The sequence below is a fragment of the Brevundimonas sp. FG128 genome, assembly GCF_057809775.1.
The window spans coordinates 406,328-424,938 of sequence record NZ_JBMDKP010000003.1 but is presented as its reverse complement, the minus strand read 5'-3'; the positions used below and the strand labels follow the sequence as shown (position 1 = coordinate 424,938).

The 18,611-nt window shown below is 67.2% G+C and carries 20 protein-coding genes; 6 read left to right on the top strand and 14 right to left on the bottom strand.

Annotated features, from left to right (window positions below; all coding sequences use genetic code 11):
* Positions 1-26: 26 nt before the first annotated feature.
* Positions 27-1,058: a M28 family metallopeptidase gene (locus ACODSC_RS10570; RefSeq protein WP_488813861.1), complete on the bottom strand. Its 1,032-nt coding sequence runs from the start codon at positions 1,056-1,058 to the stop codon at positions 27-29.
* Positions 1,059-1,098: 40 nt separating this feature from the next.
* Positions 1,099-1,932, bottom strand: a complete 834-nt coding sequence (locus ACODSC_RS10565; protein ID WP_488813860.1) for an ABC transporter permease — start codon at positions 1,930-1,932, stop codon at positions 1,099-1,101.
* 281 nt (positions 1,933-2,213) lie between these two features.
* Between ACODSC_RS10565 and gcrA the strand changes: the two genes are divergently transcribed.
* Positions 2,214-2,747: a cell cycle sigma 70 cofactor GcrA gene (gene gcrA, locus ACODSC_RS10560; RefSeq protein ID WP_159848688.1), complete on the top strand. Its 534-nt coding sequence runs from the start codon at positions 2,214-2,216 to the stop codon at positions 2,745-2,747.
* 358 nt (positions 2,748-3,105) lie between these two features.
* Here the strand turns inward: gcrA and apaG are convergent, their stop codons facing one another.
* The gene (gene apaG / locus ACODSC_RS10555; RefSeq protein WP_488813859.1) at positions 3,106-3,513 is read right to left on the bottom strand and encodes a Co2+/Mg2+ efflux protein ApaG; all 408 of its coding nucleotides are present in this window, start codon (positions 3,511-3,513) and stop codon (positions 3,106-3,108) included.
* Positions 3,514-3,594: 81 nt separating this feature from the next.
* On the opposite strand from apaG, the gene ACODSC_RS10550 reads away from it, so the two are divergent.
* On the top strand, positions 3,595-4,620 hold the full coding sequence (locus ACODSC_RS10550; RefSeq protein WP_488813858.1) for a 2'-deoxycytidine 5'-triphosphate deaminase: 1,026 nt from the start codon (positions 3,595-3,597) through the stop codon (positions 4,618-4,620).
* Between the two features lie 137 nt (positions 4,621-4,757).
* Here ACODSC_RS10550 and ACODSC_RS10545 read toward each other — a convergent pair whose 3' ends face one another.
* Positions 4,758-6,050 (bottom strand): MFS transporter, encoded by a 1,293-nt coding sequence (locus ACODSC_RS10545; RefSeq protein ID WP_488813857.1) that lies wholly within the window; start codon positions 6,048-6,050, stop codon positions 4,758-4,760.
* Complete coding sequence (locus ACODSC_RS10540) at positions 6,047-6,523, bottom strand: cupin domain-containing protein (RefSeq protein ID WP_488813855.1); 477 nt, start codon at positions 6,521-6,523, stop codon at positions 6,047-6,049. Before ACODSC_RS10540 ends, ACODSC_RS10545 begins: the two co-directional genes overlap by 4 nt.
* Positions 6,524-6,565: 42 nt before the next feature.
* Between ACODSC_RS10540 and dapE the strand changes: the two genes are divergently transcribed.
* From dapE to ACODSC_RS10525, 3 genes are all read left to right on the top strand, one after another.
* Positions 6,566-7,759 carry a succinyl-diaminopimelate desuccinylase gene (gene dapE / locus ACODSC_RS10535; protein WP_488813854.1) on the top strand — a complete coding sequence of 398 codons (1,194 nt, stop codon included), beginning with the start codon at positions 6,566-6,568 and terminating at the stop codon, positions 7,757-7,759.
* Between the two features lie 74 nt (positions 7,760-7,833).
* Positions 7,834-8,187: a hypothetical protein gene (locus ACODSC_RS10530; RefSeq protein ID WP_488813853.1), complete on the top strand. Its 354-nt coding sequence runs from the start codon at positions 7,834-7,836 to the stop codon at positions 8,185-8,187.
* 61 nt (positions 8,188-8,248) lie between these two features.
* A complete protein-coding gene (locus ACODSC_RS10525) occupies positions 8,249-8,683 on the top strand; it encodes an SRPBCC family protein (protein WP_488813852.1) in 435 nt (144 codons plus the stop codon).
* Here ACODSC_RS10525 and ACODSC_RS10520 read toward each other — a convergent pair.
* From ACODSC_RS10520 to ACODSC_RS10480, 9 genes are all read right to left on the bottom strand, one after another.
* Positions 8,680-9,660 (bottom strand): type II secretion system F family protein, encoded by a 981-nt coding sequence (locus ACODSC_RS10520; RefSeq protein ID WP_488813851.1) that lies wholly within the window; start codon positions 9,658-9,660, stop codon positions 8,680-8,682. The genes ACODSC_RS10525 and ACODSC_RS10520 overlap by 4 nt on opposite strands.
* 10 nt (positions 9,661-9,670) lie before the next feature.
* Entirely contained in the window at positions 9,671-10,648 is a 978-nt protein-coding gene (locus tag ACODSC_RS10515; RefSeq protein ID WP_488813850.1) for a type II secretion system F family protein, read from the bottom strand.
* A gap of 4 nt (positions 10,649-10,652) precedes the next feature.
* Positions 10,653-12,305, bottom strand: coding sequence for a TadA family conjugal transfer-associated ATPase (locus tag ACODSC_RS10510; protein WP_488813849.1), 1,653 nt, complete (start codon positions 12,303-12,305; stop codon positions 10,653-10,655).
* Between the two features lie 3 nt (positions 12,306-12,308).
* Positions 12,309-13,862: a CpaE/TadZ family protein gene (locus ACODSC_RS10505; RefSeq protein ID WP_488813848.1), complete on the bottom strand. Its 1,554-nt coding sequence runs from the start codon at positions 13,860-13,862 to the stop codon at positions 12,309-12,311.
* 4 nt (positions 13,863-13,866) lie between these two features.
* The gene (locus ACODSC_RS10500) at positions 13,867-14,556 is read right to left on the bottom strand and encodes a CpaD family pilus assembly protein (RefSeq protein ID WP_488813847.1); all 690 of its coding nucleotides are present in this window, start codon (positions 14,554-14,556) and stop codon (positions 13,867-13,869) included.
* 7 nt (positions 14,557-14,563) lie between these two features.
* Positions 14,564-16,081: a type II and III secretion system protein family protein gene (locus tag ACODSC_RS10495; RefSeq protein WP_488813846.1), complete on the bottom strand. Its 1,518-nt coding sequence runs from the start codon at positions 16,079-16,081 to the stop codon at positions 14,564-14,566.
* Positions 16,082-16,092: 11 nt separating this feature from the next.
* Entirely contained in the window at positions 16,093-17,025 is a 933-nt protein-coding gene (cpaB, locus tag ACODSC_RS10490; protein WP_488813845.1) for a Flp pilus assembly protein CpaB, read from the bottom strand.
* Positions 17,026-17,142: 117 nt separating this feature from the next.
* Positions 17,143-17,661, bottom strand: a complete 519-nt coding sequence (locus ACODSC_RS10485) for an A24 family peptidase (RefSeq protein WP_488813844.1) — start codon at positions 17,659-17,661, stop codon at positions 17,143-17,145.
* A 103-nt stretch (positions 17,662-17,764) separates the two neighbouring features.
* The gene (locus ACODSC_RS10480; protein WP_488813842.1) at positions 17,765-17,944 is read right to left on the bottom strand and encodes a Flp family type IVb pilin; all 180 of its coding nucleotides are present in this window, start codon (positions 17,942-17,944) and stop codon (positions 17,765-17,767) included.
* A gap of 238 nt (positions 17,945-18,182) precedes the next feature.
* Between ACODSC_RS10480 and ACODSC_RS10475 the strand changes: the two genes are divergently transcribed.
* On the top strand, positions 18,183-18,584 hold the full coding sequence (locus ACODSC_RS10475) for a pilus assembly protein N-terminal domain-containing protein (RefSeq protein ID WP_488813841.1): 402 nt from the start codon (positions 18,183-18,185) through the stop codon (positions 18,582-18,584).
* The last annotated feature ends 27 nt before the right edge of the window (positions 18,585-18,611 follow it).

Here is an 18,611-nt window from a genome sequence, read left to right as displayed (position 1 = left end):
CAGGCGTTGTCGGATGCGCGACGGGCTTAGTCAACACCGGCTGGGGCGCCGGCGACCGGCGCGGCCGGCTCAGGAGACGCGGCGGGCGGGGTCGGCTCGGCATAGGGCTGATCGGCGCGCATCTCGACCAGCCGCTTGTCCAGCTCCAGCCCCAGGTCGGCGAGGAACAGGCCGAAACGGGCCACATCGACGCCCTTGATGTAGGACAGCTTGTCCTCGCTGGAATGGATGCGCTGGAACACTGGCGGCACGAACCCCTCGCGCAGGCCGCTGTTCTCGCCGCCGTTAAAGGCCAGCCACATCTGGCGGGCGCCCACCGCATCCTGGGTTCCCAGCGAGACCACCGGCACGCCCGCGGCGGAGAAGGCGCGATCGTCGCTTGGCGGATAGTTGGCATAGCCCACGCAGTCGAAATCACGCTCGGCGCACAGGCCACGCAGGGTCTCCAGCACGAAGTCGGACTGGTCGCCGTTGTTCTCGCCATACATGACGGTCTGGCCATAGGCGGCGACGTCGGCGTTGACGACGGCGGCGATGCGGTCCTTGCCGTGGCGCTCCAGGAAGGCCTTGGCGCCCAGCAGGCCCAGCTCTTCCTGGTCGGTGAAGACGAAGACGAACCGGTGGCCGACCGGCTGGCCCTCCAGCGCCATGTCCAGGGTCTTGGCCGCCTCCATCATCGCCATGACCGAACCGGCGTTGTCGACGATGCCGTGCGACAGCGTGCCGTCTTCCAGCTTCACCGCGTCATAGTGGGCGGTCATCACGATGTCCTTGTCGCCTTCTCCGACCGTAACGACGACATTGGCGCCCTCCATCGGGCCGCTGGCCTTGTTCCCACCCTCGAAGACCTGGATGTCCGAGGTGAACCCCAGAGTGGTCAAAAAGCCGACCAGGACCTGGGTCCGTTCGGCGTTCGTGGGCTTGATGAACTGGGCGGCGCCGGCGGCGATGTCGGGCCGATCACCGGGCTGGGGCGTGGCCTCCTGGGCCCAGGCGGGCGCAAAGGCGGATGCGGCGACGACCAGGGCCGTGGCGGCGACGAGCGAACGGAACATCATGACGGACCTCTCGGGGGAGCGATCCGTCACAGGTAGCGATCTAGCTCTTCAGGCGCCACCCCGAGCGGAACACCAGCCAGCAGACCACGCCCATGGCGACCATCAGCGCGGCGGACCCGATCACGCCGATGGTCAGATCGCTCTCGGCATGGCCGATGAAGCCGTAGCGGAATCCGTCGATCAGATAGAAGAAGGGGTTGTAGTGGCTGATGGACCGGAAGGGCTCAGGCAGATTGTCGACTAGATAGAAGGTGCCCGACAGGAAGGTCATGGGCATGACGATGAAGTTCTGGACCGCCGCCAGATGGTCGAACTTCTCGCTCCACAGACCTGCCAGCACGCCCGTCATGCCCATGATGAAGCTGGCCGCCAGGGCGAACCAGACGACGGCCAGGATGTTGGCCACCCCCAGGGGGGCGAACGGCAGCACGCACAGGGCGGTGACCAGGCCCACGGCCAGCCCCCGCGTCGCCGCGCCAAGGGTGAAGCCCAGCGTCAGCTCCAGCGGGCTGAGCGGCGGGGTCAGAAAGTCGGTCGCCGTGCCCATGATCTTGGCCTGGATCAGGCTGGACGAGGCGTTGGCGAAGGCGTTGTTCAGCATGGCCATCATGATCAGGCCGGGCGCCACGAACAGGGCGAAGGGCGTGCCGTGCAGCGGCGGCCGCGCATCCTGCAAGGCCACCACGAAGACCAGCATATAGAGCAGCGTCGTCACCACGGGCGCCGCCACCGTCTGGGCGCCCACCTTCCAGAAGCGCCGCACCTCGCGCAGATACAGGGTCTGCACCCCGATCCAGTTGATCCCCGGATAACGCCGCGGCTGCGGCAGGCCGGAGGGGCGGGTGGACATCAGGTCGGGCGTGGTCTCGGTCATGGGCCGCCAGATGCGCTTTGCGCCCTGGCTTCGCAAGGGCGTGGTGAGTGGTGAATGGTGAAGCGTGACTGTCTCGACGCAGTCGCGCTTACTCACGATTCACGCGTCACCCCTCACGATCCCCGCCTTAACCTTAACGATGATTCAATATCTGGTTTCTGTGGACGGTTGATTCGCACATCTTGCGTCTCTTAACCGCTGGTTTACGATTAGTTGTAGGTCGAGACCCCGGAGGGGGAGCCTGGACCTAGATATTGAATCCAAACTCGCTGGAGGGTGGCATGACCGCAGGCTGGACTGACGACCGCGTAGGCGCGCTGAAGAAGCTCTGGCTTGAGGGCCAGTCCGCGAGCCAGATCGCCAAACAATTGGGCGGCGGGGTCACCCGCAACGCCGTGATCGGCAAGGTGCACCGCCTGGGCCTGTCGGGCCGGGCCGCCCCGTCGCAGCCGGCGCGCACCGTCGCCGCGACCTTCCGCACCGCACGTCCGCGCCCCGCGCCGGCCGCACCGGCCCAACCCTCGGCCCCGCGCCGTCTTGAGGCTGTCCAGCCCAAGCCGGTCCAGGCCGCCGCGCCCGTCCCCGCCCCGATCCCGGACCTGCCGGGCACCGCGACGGTGATGACCCTGGGCGCGCACATGTGCAAATGGCCGATCGGCGACCCGTCGTCGCGCGAGTTCAGCTTCTGCGGCCGCCGCTCCTCGGAAGGCGTCTATTGCGTCGAGCACGCCCGCGTCGCCTACCAGCCGCAAGTCCGTCGCGGCTCCAAGGAAAGCGGTTCCGACCTGGCCCGCAGCCTGCGTCGTTATATCTAAGGGCGCTACGCTCACGACGCGGTCGCTCGCGGCTTGAGCGCCGCGCTTCGCGCGGGTCATTTCCGCGTCACAGATGCTCTTTAGGGAGCCGACTTCCCCCTCGCCGGTTCGCGCAAGCGGCCGGCGAGACTTCAGGGGCGGGGCTGCGGTTCATCCGGGTTGACGCAGCCCCATCCGCTTTTTCCGCTTTCGTCATCCTCCGACAAGTCGCCCCTTGGCGACGCAGATCGGGGGACCCAGCGGCGCCGAAGGCGATGCATCCGCCGCACTTAGCTAGAAGCAACTCCGCGACAGGTTCGCGCTCTCGCGCGCCGCAGGGTTCCCCGGTCTCGCTGCGCTCGCTGGAGAATGACGACAGCTAGTTCAAAACCCGCCGCGCATCGGGCGTATCCAGCGAGAACGCCGGGATTTCCGCCTCGAAACTGCGCCCGTCCGCATCCGTCATATAATAGGCGCCGACCATGGACCCGCTGTCGGTGCCCAGCGGACAGCCCGAGGCGTAGGCGTAGCTGGCGCCCGGTTCGATCACCGGCTGTTCGCCGACCACGCCGGGGCCGCGCACCTCTTCGACATGGCCGTGGCCGTCGGTGATGGTCCAGCGGCGCGCCATCAGCTGCACCGTCGATCCCGTCAGGTTCACGATCTCGATCTGATAGGCCCATACCCAGCGCCCCTCGTCGGGATCGGACTGGCCCGCCAGATAGCTGGGCCGGACCCGGATCAGGATCCCGTTCGATTCGGCGGTATAGGCAGGTCCGTCATGCATGGGCTATATGCTCGCCCCGCCGCGCGCGGGCTGCAAGCGCGACTTGGAGACAAGTCGTGAAAACCGTGTGAGACAGACGCCATGAGCTCCTTCCAAGCGCCCCGTCCCGGCATCCTGCCCGCCCAGTCCATTGAGACGCTGATCGCCACGGGCGCCATCACGTCCGATACGGCCTTCGATCACGACCAGGTCCAGCCCGCCAGCCTGGACCTGCGCCTGTCCGACCAGGCCTGGCGCGTCCGCGCCTCCTTCCTTCCCGGCCATCGCAAGGTCGAGGAGCGGATCGCCGATGTGGCCATGCACGCCATCGAGATCACCGACGCCGGCGTCGTGCTGGAAAAGGGCTGCGTCTATATCGTGCGCCTGCAGGAACGGCTGAACCTGCCCAAGGGACTGATCGCGCGCGCCAATCCGAAAAGCTCGACGGGCCGCGTCGACGTCTTCGTGCGCCTGCTGACCGACCAGGGCGCCCGTTTCGACGACGTGGCCGAGGGCTATGACGGGCCGCTCTATATGGAGGTCGCGCCCCAGACCTTCTCCATCCTGGTCCGTCCCGGCACCCGGCTGAACCAGCTGCGCCTCAAGGCGGGCGATCCGCCCAAGCTGGAGACGCGTTCGGTCGGGGTCGATCTGCAAGGCGGCGACATCGTCGGCTTCCGCGGACGTCGCCATGCCGGGGTGGTCGATCTGGACCATATCGACGGCCATGACCCGCGCGACTTCTGGGAGCCGCTGACGCTGCGCCGTGGCGAGCTGCTGCTGGATCCAGGCGAGTTCTACATCCTGGCCTCGTCCGACGACGTCGAGATCCCCGTCGATCAGGCCGCCGAGATGACCCCCATCGACCCGTCGGTCGGCGAGTTCCGCGTCCACTACGCCGGCTTCTTCGACCCCGGCTTCGGCACGGACGAAGCGCACGGCGCCGGCTCCAAAGGCGTGCTGGAGGTCCGCACCCACGACACCCCCTTCCTGCTGGAACACGGCCAGATCGTCGCCCGCCTGGTCTACGAACCCCTAACCGAACGCCCCAGCCGCCTGTATGGCGAAAGCGGCAGCCACTATCAGAACCAGGGGCTGAAGCTGTCGAAACATTTCAGGGTGTGGTGATTTCTCCCTCCCCTTCATGGGGAGGGACGATCGCGTAGCGATCAGGGTGGGGCCCGAAAGGGCGCGAGCGAGGTCCTGACTGCCCCACCCCGGCTTCGTTTCGCTACGCCGCCCCTCCCCATGAAGGGGAGGGAGAATTACGTCAGCTTGTCGGCCTTCCTCAGCCCCGGGAACATCGCCGACCAGGCGCCCGTGGCCGCCAGCGCGCCGAACCCACCGAACACCGCCGCCCCGACCGCGCCCAGCAGCCGGACCATGACCCCGGAATAGGCCTCGCCCAACTCGTTCGAGGCGCCGATGAACAGCATCGACACCGACGACACCCGACCGCGCATATGATCGGGCGTCGCCAGTTGGATCAGGGTCTGCCGGATATTGACGCTGATCATGTCCGCCCCGCCGCCGATCAGCAGGGCCAGGGCGCTGAGCCACACCAGCTTGGACAGGCCGAAGGTCAGAGTGCACAGGCCGAACACCGCCACCGCCGCGAACATCCAGCGCCCGCCGTGCCGCACGATGGGGTACCGACTCAGATAGATGGCCACCGCCATCGCCCCGACCCCGAACGACGCCCGCAACAGGCCGAAGCCTTGCGGCCCGACATGCAGGATGTCGCGCGCGAAGATCGGCGTCAGCAGCGCCACACCCGCCAGCAGCACGACGACCAGGTCCAATGAAATGGCGCCCAGCACGATCTTGGTCCGCCAGACATAGGCCAGCCCCTCCTTGACGGACTCGACCGGCGACAGCTTGTGCTCCTGGGGCGCGGGCTTTCCGCTGGTGCGGATCAGGATGAAGGCGGCGGCCGCCAGCAGGAACATCCCCAGCGACACCGCATAGGCCAGGGGCACGGCGCGCGCCACGATCAGCCCGCCCAGCGCGGGCCCGGCGATGGCGCCCGTCTGGAAGGCGATGGACTGGGCGGCGATGGCTGGCGGCAGGGCCTTGCGCCCCACAACCATCGGCAGGAAGGCCTGGCTGGCCGGGGCCAGAAACGCCCGCGCGGCGCCGAAGACCGCCGCGACCATCAGCAAGCCCCACAAGGGCGGCGCGCCGTGCAGCGCCATGGCCAGGAAGCAGGCCGCACACGTCCCCTCCACCAGAATGGATATCCACACGGTCGCCTTGCGGTCGCGCCTGTCTGCCATGGCCCCAGCGGGCAGGGTGAAGGCCAGCAGTGGCAGGAACTGACACAGACCGACCAGGCCGAGATAAAGGCTGGCCTCCTTGATCGGGTGATCCCGGCGCGCGATCTCGTACACCTGCCACAACAGGGCCGAGGACTGGATCTGGATGGCCAGCACGGCCACCACCCGCCCGAACCACAGCAGGCGAAAGTCGCGGATTCCCCATGGGCTGGACGGCCCTTCCGGCGGCGCGGGCGGAACGGGCGGGGCGGCGGGGCCGGTGTCTATGGATTCTGTGGTCACGATCTTCGGGGCAATTTCGGATAGGGCGAACCGTCGCGGTGGAAATAGCGATCCGCGCCCGCAGGCAGGACCATGTCGATGTCGGGATAGTCGCAAGGCGTGACGGCCGGACTGCGCGTGCCGACTTCCAGCAGCACCGCCTCATGATCCGAGCGGTTCTCGATCTTGTGGCCGTTCGCAACGCCGGCCTTGAAGCCCGCACAGTCGCCGGCGCGCAGGGGGGTGTCTCCGTCGTCCTCGACCAGCACCACCTCGCCCTCGACCACTATGACGAACTCGTCCTCGGCGGCGTGCCAGTGACGCTGGCTGGACCAGGCGCCGGCGGGCAGGCGCAACAGATTGACCCCGAACTGGCTCAGCCCCGCCGCATCCCCCAGCCGCCAGCGACGGCGCGGCTTGCACGGACCGGCGAATTCTTCGGGATAGGTCGTGCCGTCGCCTCTCGGCGCGGCGTCGATGTCGATCTTGGGCATGGGCCTTCTCGCCTTGACGCGATTTCCCTAAAGCATAGCCGCATGAGCCGCGCATCAACTCCCGTAATCGATCCTGTCGAACTGACCCGCGACCTGATCCGCATTCCGTCCGTCACCCCCGCCGACGAAGGGGCGATGGACGTGCTGGAACGGCATCTGACGGCGCTGGGCTTCACCTGCCGCCGCCTGGCCTTCGAAGGCCCCAGCGGCGTCGGCGTCGATGCGCGGATCGAGAACCTCTATGCCCGGCGCGGAACCGCCTCGCCCAACCTGTGCTTCGCCGGCCATACGGACGTGGTGCCGACCGGACCGTCGGATCAGTGGTCGTCGCAACCCTTCAACGCCGAAGTCCGGGACGGCGTCCTGTACGGCCGCGGCGCCGTGGACATGAAGGGCGGGATCGCCGCCTGGGTCGCCGCCGTGTCTCAAGTGCTGGTGGATGGAGAGCCGGAGGGCTCCCTCTCCTTCCTGATCACCGGCGACGAGGAAGGCCCGGCGCTGCACGGCACCAAACGGGTGGTCGAGACCCTGGCGGCCGAGGGCGAGGTCATCGACGCCTGCGTGGTGGGCGAACCCTCGTCGTCGCAGCATCTGGGCGACATGATCAAGGTTGGGCGGCGCGGCTCGCTGAACACCTGGATCACGGTTACGGGCAAACAGGGCCACGTCGCCTATCCGGAACGCGCCGCCAACCCGGCCCCGGTCATCGCCCGGCTGATGGCCCGGTTGAACGACCATGTGCTGGACGACGGCTATGAGGGTTTCCCGCCGTCGAACCTGGAGATCACCACCATCGACATCGGCAATCCGGCGACCAACATCATTCCGGCCGAGGCGAAGGCGCGGCTGAACATCCGCTTCAACCCCAGCCATACGGGCGACGGGCTGATCGACTGGCTAAACCGCGAGGCCGGCGCCATGCAGGCCGAGACCGGGCTGCAGATCAGCCTGGACCACCTGTGTTCGGGCGAGGCCTTCCTGACCGAGCCCGGCGTCTTCGTCGCGGCGGTCCAGGATGCGGTCGAGGCCGTCGCCGGCCGCCGCCCCGAAGCCTCCACCACCGGCGGCACCTCCGACGCCCGCTTCATTCGGGCGCTGTGCCCAGTGCTGGAACTGGGCCTGGTCGGCCAGACCATGCACCAGATCGACGAACGGGTTCCGGTCGCCGAACTGGAAACCCTGACCGCCGTCTATCGCCGCGTCATCGAGACCGTGTTCGATCGGCTCCGCGGCTGACGCCCGACGTGAAAGTCCCGTGACAGCCGTCCGAGGCGCTTGAGCATCGACCGTCGCTCGACGATCATCGTCCCATGGGCACTCAAGATTTCAAGAGCACGAACGCGCAGTGGCGCGAGGTGGTGCTGGTGTGCCGCAAATGCTCCAAGAAGCTGGACGGCGGCTTCGGTCCCGACGGCGACATGACGCTGAAGAAGGCGCTGCGGAAATATCTGCACCTGAAGAAGGGCAAGAAAGGCCGCAAGGCCGATCTGGTGGTCACCGGCGCCGACTGTTTCGACATCTGCCCCAAGGGCGGCGTGGTCGCCATCAACAGCGCCCGTTCCAAGAAACTGCTGATCATCCCCGCCGGCGCGGATCTGTTCGAGGTCAAGACGCGGCTGGGACTGGACGACGGGCGGCGGCTGAAGCCGGTCGAAACCGACTGAAGAGAACGCAGCGGCCGCTTGACGCCTTCCTTCGGGCGACAAGCCGTGCCAGATCGAAATCATGGATGACACTCGCATCGAAAAACGCGTCGGCGTTCAGGCCACATCGGACCGGATCTGGGAACTGGTCGCGGACCTGGCCGGCTGGAACCGCTGGAATCCGTTCGACACCGACGTCGAGGGCGCCATCGCCTATGGGGCGCGGCTGATGATGAACGAAAACTGGCCGGAAATGCCGCCGCGCCAAGCCCTTGGCCAGGTCGTGGAGTGGCAGCCGCGCGTGCGTCTGGTCTGGGCCGAAAAGCGCGGCTTTCTGTTCCAGAGCCTGCGCTATATCGAGATCGACGAACTGACGCGGACCAACTGCATCGTGGCGGCGGGCATCCGCTTCTCGGGCCTGCGCGGCGAGCTGTTCCACGACAAGCACCGCCAGGCGATCCGCAAGGCCCACGACGGCATGGTCGAAGGTCTCAAGAACGCGGCGGAAGCGGACTAGCCGCCTTCTTTCATAAGATCGATCACGTTCAGGATCGCCGGTCCCAGGATAACGATGAAGAGAACCGGCAGGAAGAACAGGATCATCGGCACGGTCAGCTGCGCCGGCAGGGCCGCAGCCTTCTTCTCGGCTGCGGACAGGCGCAGGTCGCGATTCTCCTTGGCCATGACCCGCAGGGCGGCGGCCAAGGGCGTGCCATAGGTCTCGGCCTGGGTCATGGCGACGGCCACCGACTTGACGCCCGGATGGTTGGTCCGCTTGCCCAGATTCTCATAGGCCACACGACGGTCGGGCAGATAGCTGAGCTCGGCCGACAGCAGCGACAGCTCCTCGGCCAGATCGATCGACGACGGCCCCATCTCCTGGCTGACCTTGGTGATCGCCGCCTCGATGGACATGCCCGCCTCGACGCAGATCAGCAGCAGATCCAGCGCATCGGGGAAGGCCTGCATGATCGAGGTGCGGCGCTTGTCGATCCGGTTCTTCAGATAGAGGTTCGGCGCATAGAAGCCTGCGACCGCCGCCGCGACGACCGCCGTCACCTTGTTCATCGTGGGCCAGTCCACGACCTTGATGACGAACATGTAGATCGCCGCCACGATCAGGAAAACGAACGGCGAGGCGAAGCGGAAGAAGTAGAAGGTCGTCAGCGGGCGCGGTCCACGATACCCCGCCTGGGCCATCTGGCCGGCGACCTTGGGGTCCTCCAACAGCTTGGTCAGGTTCAGCTTGTCGACGATGCGCTTCTTGAAGCCGTCGTCAGTGTGGCGAAGGGCGCCCTGCCCGCTGGCGATGCTGGCGCGCGAACGCCGCTTCAGCTCGTCGCGGCGTTCGGCGACCGCCTTCATTCGCTTGTCCAGCTTCACCCCGCCGGTCATCGACGACAGCAGGGTCAGGACGGTGGCGAAGACCAGCACGCCTACGGCGATGCTGAGCAGGTTCTGCGGATCGGTGATGAAGCGAATGAAGCCGTCCATGATGCTCGCCTCAGAACTTGAACGAGATCATGCGCTTCATCACGAAGACGCCCGTCGCCATCAGCACACCGCCCAGCAACAGCAGGAAGTTGCCGCGAATGTCCGTAAACAGCGGCGTCATGTACGAAGGGGTCGACATCATAACCATGATCATGACCGCCGGCGGCAAGGAGGCGATGATGCCCGCAGAGGCCAGGGCCTCGGACGACAGGGCCTTGATCTTCTCGCCCATCATCCGGCGCGCGCGCAGCACACCCGACAGATTGCCCAGCGCCTCGGCCAGGTTGCCGCCGGTCTTCTGCTGTATGGCGATGACGATGGTGAAGAAGCGGAGCTCCGGCGTCGGCATCCGCCCGTACATCTTCTCCAGCGCCTGCTCCAGGGTCAGGCCCACGCCCAATCCCTCGACCAGCTTCTGGAACTCCGGCCCCAGGGGCGCCGGGCTTTCGCGCCCGATGATCTTGAAACATTCATGCACCGGCAGGCCGGACTTGATGCCGCGCACGATCACATCGACGGCGTTTGGAAACTCCAGCGAGAACTTCTTCATCCGCCGCTTGCCGAGAAAGCCGAGCACCCATCGCGGCAGGCCCAGACCGGCGATCAGGGCGACGCCGAGGACCAGAAGGATATGCAGACCCAGCACCAGGGCGACGACCGCAGCGACCAGACCGACCACCCCGGAGATGATGTAAAAGGTCCGCTCGTTGAGGCTGAGCCCCGCCTGTTTCAGGCGTGACGCCAGCGTAGTGCGGGCCTTGCGCTCGCGCCGGTCGGCTTCCTGAAGTTGCACCAGGATCTGCTTGCGGCGCGCCTCGGGGGCGTTGGCGGCGGCCGCCTTGCGCACCAGAGCGGGGTTCTTCTTGTTGTCGGAAATATTCTGGGCGCGTTTGACCGCCTGGGCCGAGGAATCGTCCCCGCCGACGAAGACCCAGCCCAGGCCGCCGATGGTGATGAAGGCCAGAACGGCGGCGAGGATCGGCAGCATCGTCCTACTCCGCCGCGTCCAGGGCTTCGGCCAGTTCGCGCTCCAGCCCATAGTAGCGCGCGCGGTCCCAGAAGCGGGGACGGGCGATGCCGGTCGAACGGTGACGGCCGATGATCTTGCCGTGCTCGTCCTCGCCGGTGATGTCGTAGACGAACAGGTCCTGTGTCACGATCACATCGCCTTCCAATCCCACCACCTCGGTGATGTGGGTGATGCGGCGCGAGCCGTCGCGCAGGCGGGCGGCCTGGATGATGACATCGACCGAGCCGACGATCATCTCGCGGATCGTGCGCGACGGCAGGCCGTAGCCGCCCATGGTGATCATCGATTCCATCCGGCTGATGGCTTCGCGGGGGCTGTTGGCGTGCAGCGTGCCCATGGAGCCGTCGTGGCCCGTATTCATCGCCTGCAACAGGTCGAAGGCCTCGGGTCCGCGCACCTCGCCGACGATGATCCGCTCGGGACGCATCCGCAGGCAGTTCTTGACCAGATCCCGCATGGTGATCGTGCCCTGGCCTTCCAGGTTCGGGGGCCGGGTCTCCAGACGCACCACATGCGGCTGCTGCAGCTGAAGTTCGGCGGCGTCCTCGCAGGTGATGACGCGTTCGGTCGGGTCGATGAAGGCGGTCAGGGTGTTCAGCAGGGTGGTCTTGCCCGACCCGGTGCCGCCCGAGATGACCAGATTGCATCGCGAGGCGCCGATGACGCCAAGGACTCGCGCGCCCTCGGGACTGATGGAGGCGTACTCCACCAGGTTCTTCATCGTCAGCTTGTCCTTCTTGAACTTCCGGATCGTCAGCGTCGGGCCGTCGATCGCCAGCGGCGGGGCGATGACGTTGACGCGCGACCCGTCTGGCAGACGGGCGTCGCAGATGGGACTGGATTCGTCGACGCGGCGGCCCACCTGGGACACGATCCGCTGGCAGATGTTCATCAGCTGGGTGTTGTCGCGGAACCGGACGTTGGTCAGCTGGACCTTGCCCGCGACCTCGATGAAGACCCGTCCGGCGCCGTTGACCATGATGTCGGCGATGTCGTCGCGCGCCAGCAACGGTTCCAACGGGCCGTAGCCGAGGACGTCGTTGACGATGTCCTGGACCAGATGCTCCTGCTCGGCGACCGACATGGAGACGTTCTTGATCGCCACCAGTTCGGCGACGATGTCGCGGATTTCCTCGGACGCCGCCTTCTGGTCCAGATGCGCCAGCTGGGCCAGGTCGATGGTGTTCATCAAGGCGTTGAAGATCGTCGTCTTCGTGGCGTGATAGTAGTCGCTCTGTTCACGGACGATCTCGGCGACCGCCTGGGCCTTCTTCAGCTGATCCAGCCCGGCCGTGGCCTTGGGTCCAGCGCCGGCGACGTTGCCGGTGGGACGCGGCGCCTCGGGCTTGGGCGCAGGACGCGCGGCAAGGGCGTCGAGCCGGTCGGCCGCGACCGTAGCCGGCTTCTTCTGCGCTTCAGAACGGGCGAACGCCTGCGAACCCGTCTCCAGATCCTCGTCCGCAAAGGCGTAGGCCTGGGCTTGAGGCGCCGGCTTTGACGCGGGAGGCGGCGCCGCGTCGCCAAAGACCGAGACGGTCTCAGCGCTCGCCGGCTGGGGCGCGGGGCGCATCGGCGCCGTCGGGGCGACCGGCTGACCTGTGCGCTTGCCGAACACCCGTCAGTGCTTCTTGAACATGTTGGCGAACAGGGACTTGGAGGCCCCGTCTGCAGATCTCGCGGACTTGGCGGCCTTGCCCGGCTTGGCCTTGGGCCCCGCGATCACCGGCAGCTCGCGGCGCGACACGATCTGGGCCAGGGTCTGGAAGGCCTCGGCCGCCTTGGTCTTGGCCCCGGCGTCCAGGATCATCTGGCCGTTGTTGGCCGCAGCCCCGAACGTCTTGGCGTCGAAGGGAATGATCAGACTGGGGTGAACGCCCAGCGCGGCGCCGAAGTCCTTGGCCGGGATCTCGGGACGTCCCGGTACGCCGACCTGGTTCAGCACCAGACGCGGCGGCGCGTCGTTCGGACGGCCGTGTCGGATCAGGTCGATCATGTTCTTGGCATTACGCAGCGAGGCCAGGTCGGGCGTCGCCACGATGACGACCTCGTCGGCGCTGATCAGGGTGCGCCGCATCCAGGGCGACCACAGGTGCGGCAGGTCCAGGACGACGAAGGGGGCGGTCGAACGGATCTGGGTCGTGACCTCCTCGAACGCCTCGGTCGAGATGTCCCAATCGGTTTCCAGGCTGGCGGGCGCGGCGAACAGGCTCAGCTTGTCCGTGCAGCGGACCATCATCCGGTCCAGCAGGGTGGCGTCTAGCCGGTCGGGCTGGCCCAGGGCGTCGGCGACGCCGCTCAGCGGATCCTGATTGAAGTCCAGGCCGGCGGTGCCGAAGGGCAGGTCGTAATCGACGATGACCGTGTTGGCGCCGATCCGCTCGGAGATCGCATAGGCGGTGTTGTGCGCCACGGCTGAGGCCCCCGCCCCGCCGCGCGCGCCGACGAAGGCGATGGAGCGGCCCACGAACGGTTGCGCCGGGTCGTTGAACAGGCCGCCGATGGCCGCGATCAGTTGCAGCGGCTGCAAGGGCGCGACTAGATATTCGCTAACCCCGCGCCGCATCAGTTCGCGGAACAGGATGATGTCGTTGGTGGCGCCGACGACGACGACCTTGGTCCCAGTGTCGCAGACCTCGGCCAGCTGATCGACTTCCCAAAGCAGGGTCTGGGGGTCCTTCAGACATTCGACGATGATCAGCGGCGGCGTCGGCTCGTGATGATAGGCCTCGACGGCAGCCGGGATGCCGCCGATGCGAATCTGGGTCGTGGCCCGCGCCAGGCGGCGATCCTGGGCGGCGCGCTCGGCGGCGGCCAGGGTGTCCTGGCGTTCGGCGAAGACGTGGATGGCGATGCGCGGCACCGACACCTCGCCGATGGCGCCGACAGGCGCCAGGCTCGTATTGGCGCCCAGCCCGGATTCCGTCAGGCTGGCCTGGGTCTGCGCCACCAGTTCGCCAACCGGATTGCGGCCCACATCCGGGCGATACTCGTCCGCGACCGGGACCGGCGTCGCGGCGAGCGGCGCGACGGGCGGAGCGGGCTCGGCGGCCATGAATTGCAGCGGCGCCCGCGTCGGCTCGACCGCGTGATCGGCGGCGGGCTCGGAGAAGTCCATGTCGACGTCATAGGCGTCTTCGAACGTCTCGAACACACGGGGGGCGGGGATGCTCATGGGCCTAGTTCACCGCACGAGAGACGGCGGTCTCCTGAACAAGGGTTTCGGCTGTGGCCGAGGTTGGCTGGCCGGCGCGATACCGGTCCAGCACCACCGTGCGGCGACCGGCGTCGGCGGGGGTCATGGCGCGCGGCGACTGGATGTCGCGCGGATCGGCGATCTGGGCGGCGAGGTTGGCCGTCACCGCGCAGCCGAAGTTCGAGGCGGACTGGTTGTCGCCGGTGCGGCCCAGATTGCCCCATGCGGTTCCGCACTGGGGAACGGCGGCGCGCAGGGTCTGAAAGCCCACCACCACCGGCGCGCGCGGATCGGGCGCGGCGTAGCTGACCAGCGTGATCTGTTCGGGCGACACGCCCGACGCCGCGAGCACGGACTTGACGTCATAGGCGACCTGCAGGGCGACCGGATCATTGCCCGCCGGCGCCTCGATCACCATCAGAACGGCGTCCGCGCTGCGGTATCGTCTGACCAGGGCCTGAAGGGCGTCGCCCTGGGCGGGCGACAGTCCGGTCTCGTGGACCGCCAGGGCGATCCGGTCCAGATCGGGTTCGACCTGGAGCTGATAGCGCGAGGTGGGCGTCAAAGGCGGCTCGCCGCCCAGGCTGGCCGGGCCGCCGACGCAGGCGCCGAGCGCCAGGGCCGTCGTGGTCAGAAGGGCGATAATCGGGGTGCGGATCATGGTGCGGGTCACGGGGCGCTCACTCGATCACATAGCCGACGGAACCGGCCGGGGCCGCATTGGGCAGGCCGTAGATCTGGTTCAGCTGTCCGAACAGAATGGTCTGGCTGTCGCTGGCGATCCGCAGGCCGTCGGCCGGGGTCTGCATCCGCGACGGCGAGGTCGGGCTGACGATATAGGGTTCGACGATGACGACCAGTTCGGTCTCGCCCATCAGATAGTCGCGCGAGCGGAACAGTTGGCCCAGCACCGGCAGATTGGTGACGCCGGGCAGGGAATCCACCGTCTGGCGGCTGTTTTCCTGCAACAGGCCGGCGATCATCATCGAGCCGCCCGAGGGGATTTCGATGGTGTTCTCGCTGCGACGGACCGTCAGGCCCGGCAGGGTGATCGACGAGGCCGTGCCCGCGCCGATCGTCAGCCCGCCCTGGGACGACAGCTCGGACACCTCGACCTTGACCTGCAGGCTGATGCGCCCGCCCGACAGCACCACCGGCCGGAAGGCCAGGCCGACACCGTAAGGCTTGTACTGGACCGTGATCTGGCCCTCGCTGTCGCGACTGGCCGGAACGGGAAACTCGCCGCCGGCCAGGAAGCTGGCCGCTTCGCCGTTGACGGAGGTCAGATTGGGCTCCGCCAGCGTCCGCAGCAGACCCACGCGCTCGAAGGCCTTGAGCATGGCCTCGCCCTTGTTCAGACCATCCGACCCCGGCCCGGTACCCGGCTGAGCTGTGTCCCAGTTGGAAGGATCGCCGGGACTGCCATCGACCGTAACGGGGCACAAAGCGCCGGCCGGAAAAGCTCCGCCACAGGGCACCTGCATCTGATAGTTTTTTGTCGTGTCTATCGACGGGCCGGTGCTGATGCCGCCGAGAAGCGCACCGTTGACTCCCCAGGTCGCCGCGTTGCCAAGCAGCCACTGAGTGTCGCCGAGCCTGCCGATGACGGCTGAAGTATTAAACCCCAACTGCTTGATGACGTTGCGCTGAACCTCGACCACGCGGACCTTCAGCGTCACCTGGTCCGAGCCAGGAACGGTGATCAGGTTCAGCACCTTTTCCGGGGCGGAGACGAAGGCGGCCGCGATCTTGCCCGCTTGGGTCGACTCCGCCGGATTTTCCGCCACGCCTGTCAGGATGATGCTGTCGTTGACCGCCTCGGCGCGGACCTGGCCGCCGGGGATCAGGCGGTTCAGCGTGTCCTGCAGGGCGCTGGTGCCCGCATCAACCCGCACCCGCAGGCTCAGGATGGTGCGGCCGGCGGCGTCCAGGAAGACCGCGTCCGTCTCGCCCGGCGCCAGGCCAATGACGGTGATGCGCCGCGGCGAGTGCAGCATGGCCTCGGCCACCTGCGGGTTGGATACGATCACGTCGCGCGCATCCCCCGGCAGATCGACGGCGAAGGAGGTGCCGCGCGGCAGGTTGATCAGTTGCGGCGCCGCGCCCATCGACACCGCCGCGCGGGTCTGGGCCACGCCGGCGGGCGCGGCCGCCAGGCTGGCCAGCAGGGCGGCGACGACGGCGGCGGTCTTGCGCATCGACAGAGTCTTCAAGGCACCACCACCACTTCAGGAACGCCGCCACGATAGATGCGCACCGACTGGGGTTGAGCGGCCGTCGCCTGGCGGCGCCGGGTCGCGCCGGACGGACCCGCCGTGTCGGCGTAGGAGCGCAGCGACAGCGACAGTTCACCTTCTGACTTGGCCTGGGCCAGCAGTTCGGCGTCCTGGGGCCGAACCTCCAGCGTGGCGGTCGCGCCCACCACGGCCTGTTCGTCGTCGCCGGCGCGGGTCGACTGGTCGATGGCGAGAACCTTCAGGTTCTGCAGGACGGTGCCGGAGATGAATTTGGATTTGACCGCGCCCTCGGTGGCGCCGTCGCGATTGGCTTCCGCCGTCAGAACCACATCGACCCGGTCGCCGGGCAGGATGAAACCGCCGGCGGCGGATTCCACGGTGACGCCGATGGCCATGGCCCGCATGCCGGGCTCCAGATAGGCGGCCATATAGCCGCTGTCGCCGGCGCGCACGATCTTGCGCGCTACGATCGGCTCTCCGGCCAGAATGGGCTCGCGCACGACCGAACCGACATAGTCGGCCTTGGCTCCGGGGCCGGTCAGCTCATTGGCCGCCTTGGCGACGCGCTCGACCGCGCCGGAAGCCTTGTCGGCGACCTTCTCGGTTGCCCTGTCGGGCTCGGCGGGCTTGGCGGGAACGGGCGTGGAGCCGTCGGTGATGAAGACCGGATTGACCTCGTCCGCAGGCCAGTCCTTCCAGGCCAGGTCTCCCTCGACCAGGCGTTTGCCCGACTCCAAATCCTTGGCGGCGACCAGCACCTTGGCCATCGGGCGCACCTCGACAGGAGCAGCGGCCGCCGTGGCCGTCGGTTCGTTCGAAGACGACCCCATGGCGCGAACCACCAGGGCCAGGCCGATGGCGGAAACGGCGGCGATACAGATGACGACGATGCGGGCGGGCTTCATCCAGATGTCTCCGGCAGGCGCTATAATCCGGATGCAACCCCCGACGCCTGCCGTTAACGATCATGGCGGCTTCGGGTTAACGCTTCCTAAGCGGCATGGATCGTGGGTTTTCGGGGCTCAGCGCCCGGCTGCGAAGGCGACGAACAAACCGCTTTCCGGCAGAGCGAGCAGCGCGCCGATGGCGATGGCGACGCCATAGGGAATGTCGCCCTTGGGCTGCATCAAATTATTGATCCAGCCTTGCGAGACCGACGGGGCCACCATCGGGAAATATTGTCTCGCGCTTATCAGCAGTAGACAGAATGCGCCGCCGACGAGACCGGTCCATAGCAGAAACGGCGTAGCGCCGCTTATGCCCATCCAGAGGCAACTGACGGCAAGCAGCTTGGCGTCTCCGCCGCCGATCCATCCGGCGGCGAACATCCCCATGCCCACGACCAGGGCGGCCAGGCCGATTCCGACATGAACGGCGACCTCCATCGGCGCGACGCCCACCAGCAGGGCGACGGGGAAGAAGGCGGCGATTAGGGACAGCGAAATCCAGTTGGGGATTTTCATCGTGATCAGGTCATGAAGACCGCCGACGATGACGAGAGCCGGAAATACGCCCAGGACGGCAAGCAGCAGAATATCCATGAGCCCAATCTTCCCCGACAGGGCTTAAGGTTGGGTTGCCAAACAGGAAAGGGCCGGGGCTTTTCAGCCCCGGCCCCGTCTTGTCACGTCGATTGCTCGACGATTAGCCAGCGTTCGCTGCGGCGAGATCCGTAGAGACCTTCGTGAACGTGCCCTGCAGGCTGCCGCGCAGCGTGGTGAGAACGGCGATCAGGCCGACGGCGATCAGGGCGGCGATCAGGCCGTATTCGATGGCGGTAGCGCCCGATTCGTCTTTGGCGAAGCGCGAGATGAACTTGGTCATGGGATAGTCCTTTTTTCAAATGGTCTAGCGAGCAACTTGGCGGGGGGAGCCGGTAGCCCGCTTGACCCCCAAACGCAGGATGACAATGCGCCAAGGCCGTTAAATCTGAGTCACGAGGTTTGGTTACGCGTGGATTCACCAAAGAAAATTCTCATATCGCCGGTTCAGCCTTTGTTGAGGATAGGCTGCGCATCATGCGTGCGTCCGCGTCTGCACGCGCCCTTATTCAGAGCCGCCGATGTCTCGCCTCCCCGCCGCCCTCCTCGCCGCAGCCCTGCTCGTCGCGCCGCTTGCGGCCCAGGCCCAGAACGGCGCCCTGAACGTCGAGATCGACCGGTCCGCGCGGGTTCAGCTTCGTGGAGCCGCCGCCTCCGTCATCGTCGGCAATCCCCAGATCGCGGACGTCTCCATGGTGGACGCCAACACCCTGTTCATCGTGGGCAAGGGTTACGGCGTCACCGAGGTGGTGGCGGTCGATGGCGCGGGACGCACCCTGTTCCAGCGCGAGGTCGTGGTGACCGGCGGCTCGACCGGCTCGGTCCGCGTCTGGCGCGGCGGCCAGGCGACCGAGATGGCCTGCGGCGCCTCGTGCACGCCCAGCATCCGGGTCGCGCCTGCGACCGGCTCCACCGCCCCCTGATCGGGATGGTGCGCCCTCGGGATTTGA

Bases quoted from the DNA above. Each gene is read 5' to 3' on its own strand.
- ACODSC_RS10570 (WP_488813861.1), bottom strand. From the start codon at position 1,058: ATGATGTTCCGTTCGCTCGTCGCCGCCACGGCCCTGGTCGTCGCCGCA.
- ACODSC_RS10565 (WP_488813860.1), bottom strand. From the start codon at position 1,932: ATGACCGAGACCACGCCCGACCTGATGTCCACCCGCCCCTCCGGCCTG.
- gcrA (WP_159848688.1), top strand. From the start codon at position 2,214: ATGACCGCAGGCTGGACTGACGACCGCGTAGGCGCGCTGAAGAAGCTC.
- apaG (WP_488813859.1), bottom strand. From the start codon at position 3,513: ATGCATGACGGACCTGCCTATACCGCCGAATCGAACGGGATCCTGATC.
- ACODSC_RS10550 (WP_488813858.1), top strand. From the start codon at position 3,595: ATGAGCTCCTTCCAAGCGCCCCGTCCCGGCATCCTGCCCGCCCAGTCC.
- ACODSC_RS10540 (WP_488813855.1), bottom strand. From the start codon at position 6,523: ATGCCCAAGATCGACATCGACGCCGCGCCGAGAGGCGACGGCACGACC.
- dapE (WP_488813854.1), top strand. From the start codon at position 6,566: ATGAGCCGCGCATCAACTCCCGTAATCGATCCTGTCGAACTGACCCGC.
- ACODSC_RS10530 (WP_488813853.1), top strand. From the start codon at position 7,834: ATGGGCACTCAAGATTTCAAGAGCACGAACGCGCAGTGGCGCGAGGTG.
- ACODSC_RS10525 (WP_488813852.1), top strand. From the start codon at position 8,249: ATGGATGACACTCGCATCGAAAAACGCGTCGGCGTTCAGGCCACATCG.
- ACODSC_RS10520 (WP_488813851.1), bottom strand. From the start codon at position 9,660: ATGGACGGCTTCATTCGCTTCATCACCGATCCGCAGAACCTGCTCAGC.
- ACODSC_RS10515 (WP_488813850.1), bottom strand. From the start codon at position 10,648: ATGCTGCCGATCCTCGCCGCCGTTCTGGCCTTCATCACCATCGGCGGC.
- ACODSC_RS10505 (WP_488813848.1), bottom strand. From the start codon at position 13,862: ATGAGCATCCCCGCCCCCCGTGTGTTCGAGACGTTCGAAGACGCCTAT.
- ACODSC_RS10495 (WP_488813846.1), bottom strand. From the start codon at position 16,081: ATGCGCAAGACCGCCGCCGTCGTCGCCGCCCTGCTGGCCAGCCTGGCG.
- cpaB (WP_488813845.1), bottom strand. From the start codon at position 17,025: ATGAAGCCCGCCCGCATCGTCGTCATCTGTATCGCCGCCGTTTCCGCC.
- ACODSC_RS10485 (WP_488813844.1), bottom strand. From the start codon at position 17,661: ATGGATATTCTGCTGCTTGCCGTCCTGGGCGTATTTCCGGCTCTCGTC.
- ACODSC_RS10480 (WP_488813842.1), bottom strand. From the start codon at position 17,944: ATGACCAAGTTCATCTCGCGCTTCGCCAAAGACGAATCGGGCGCTACC.
- ACODSC_RS10475 (WP_488813841.1), top strand. From the start codon at position 18,183: ATGTCTCGCCTCCCCGCCGCCCTCCTCGCCGCAGCCCTGCTCGTCGCG.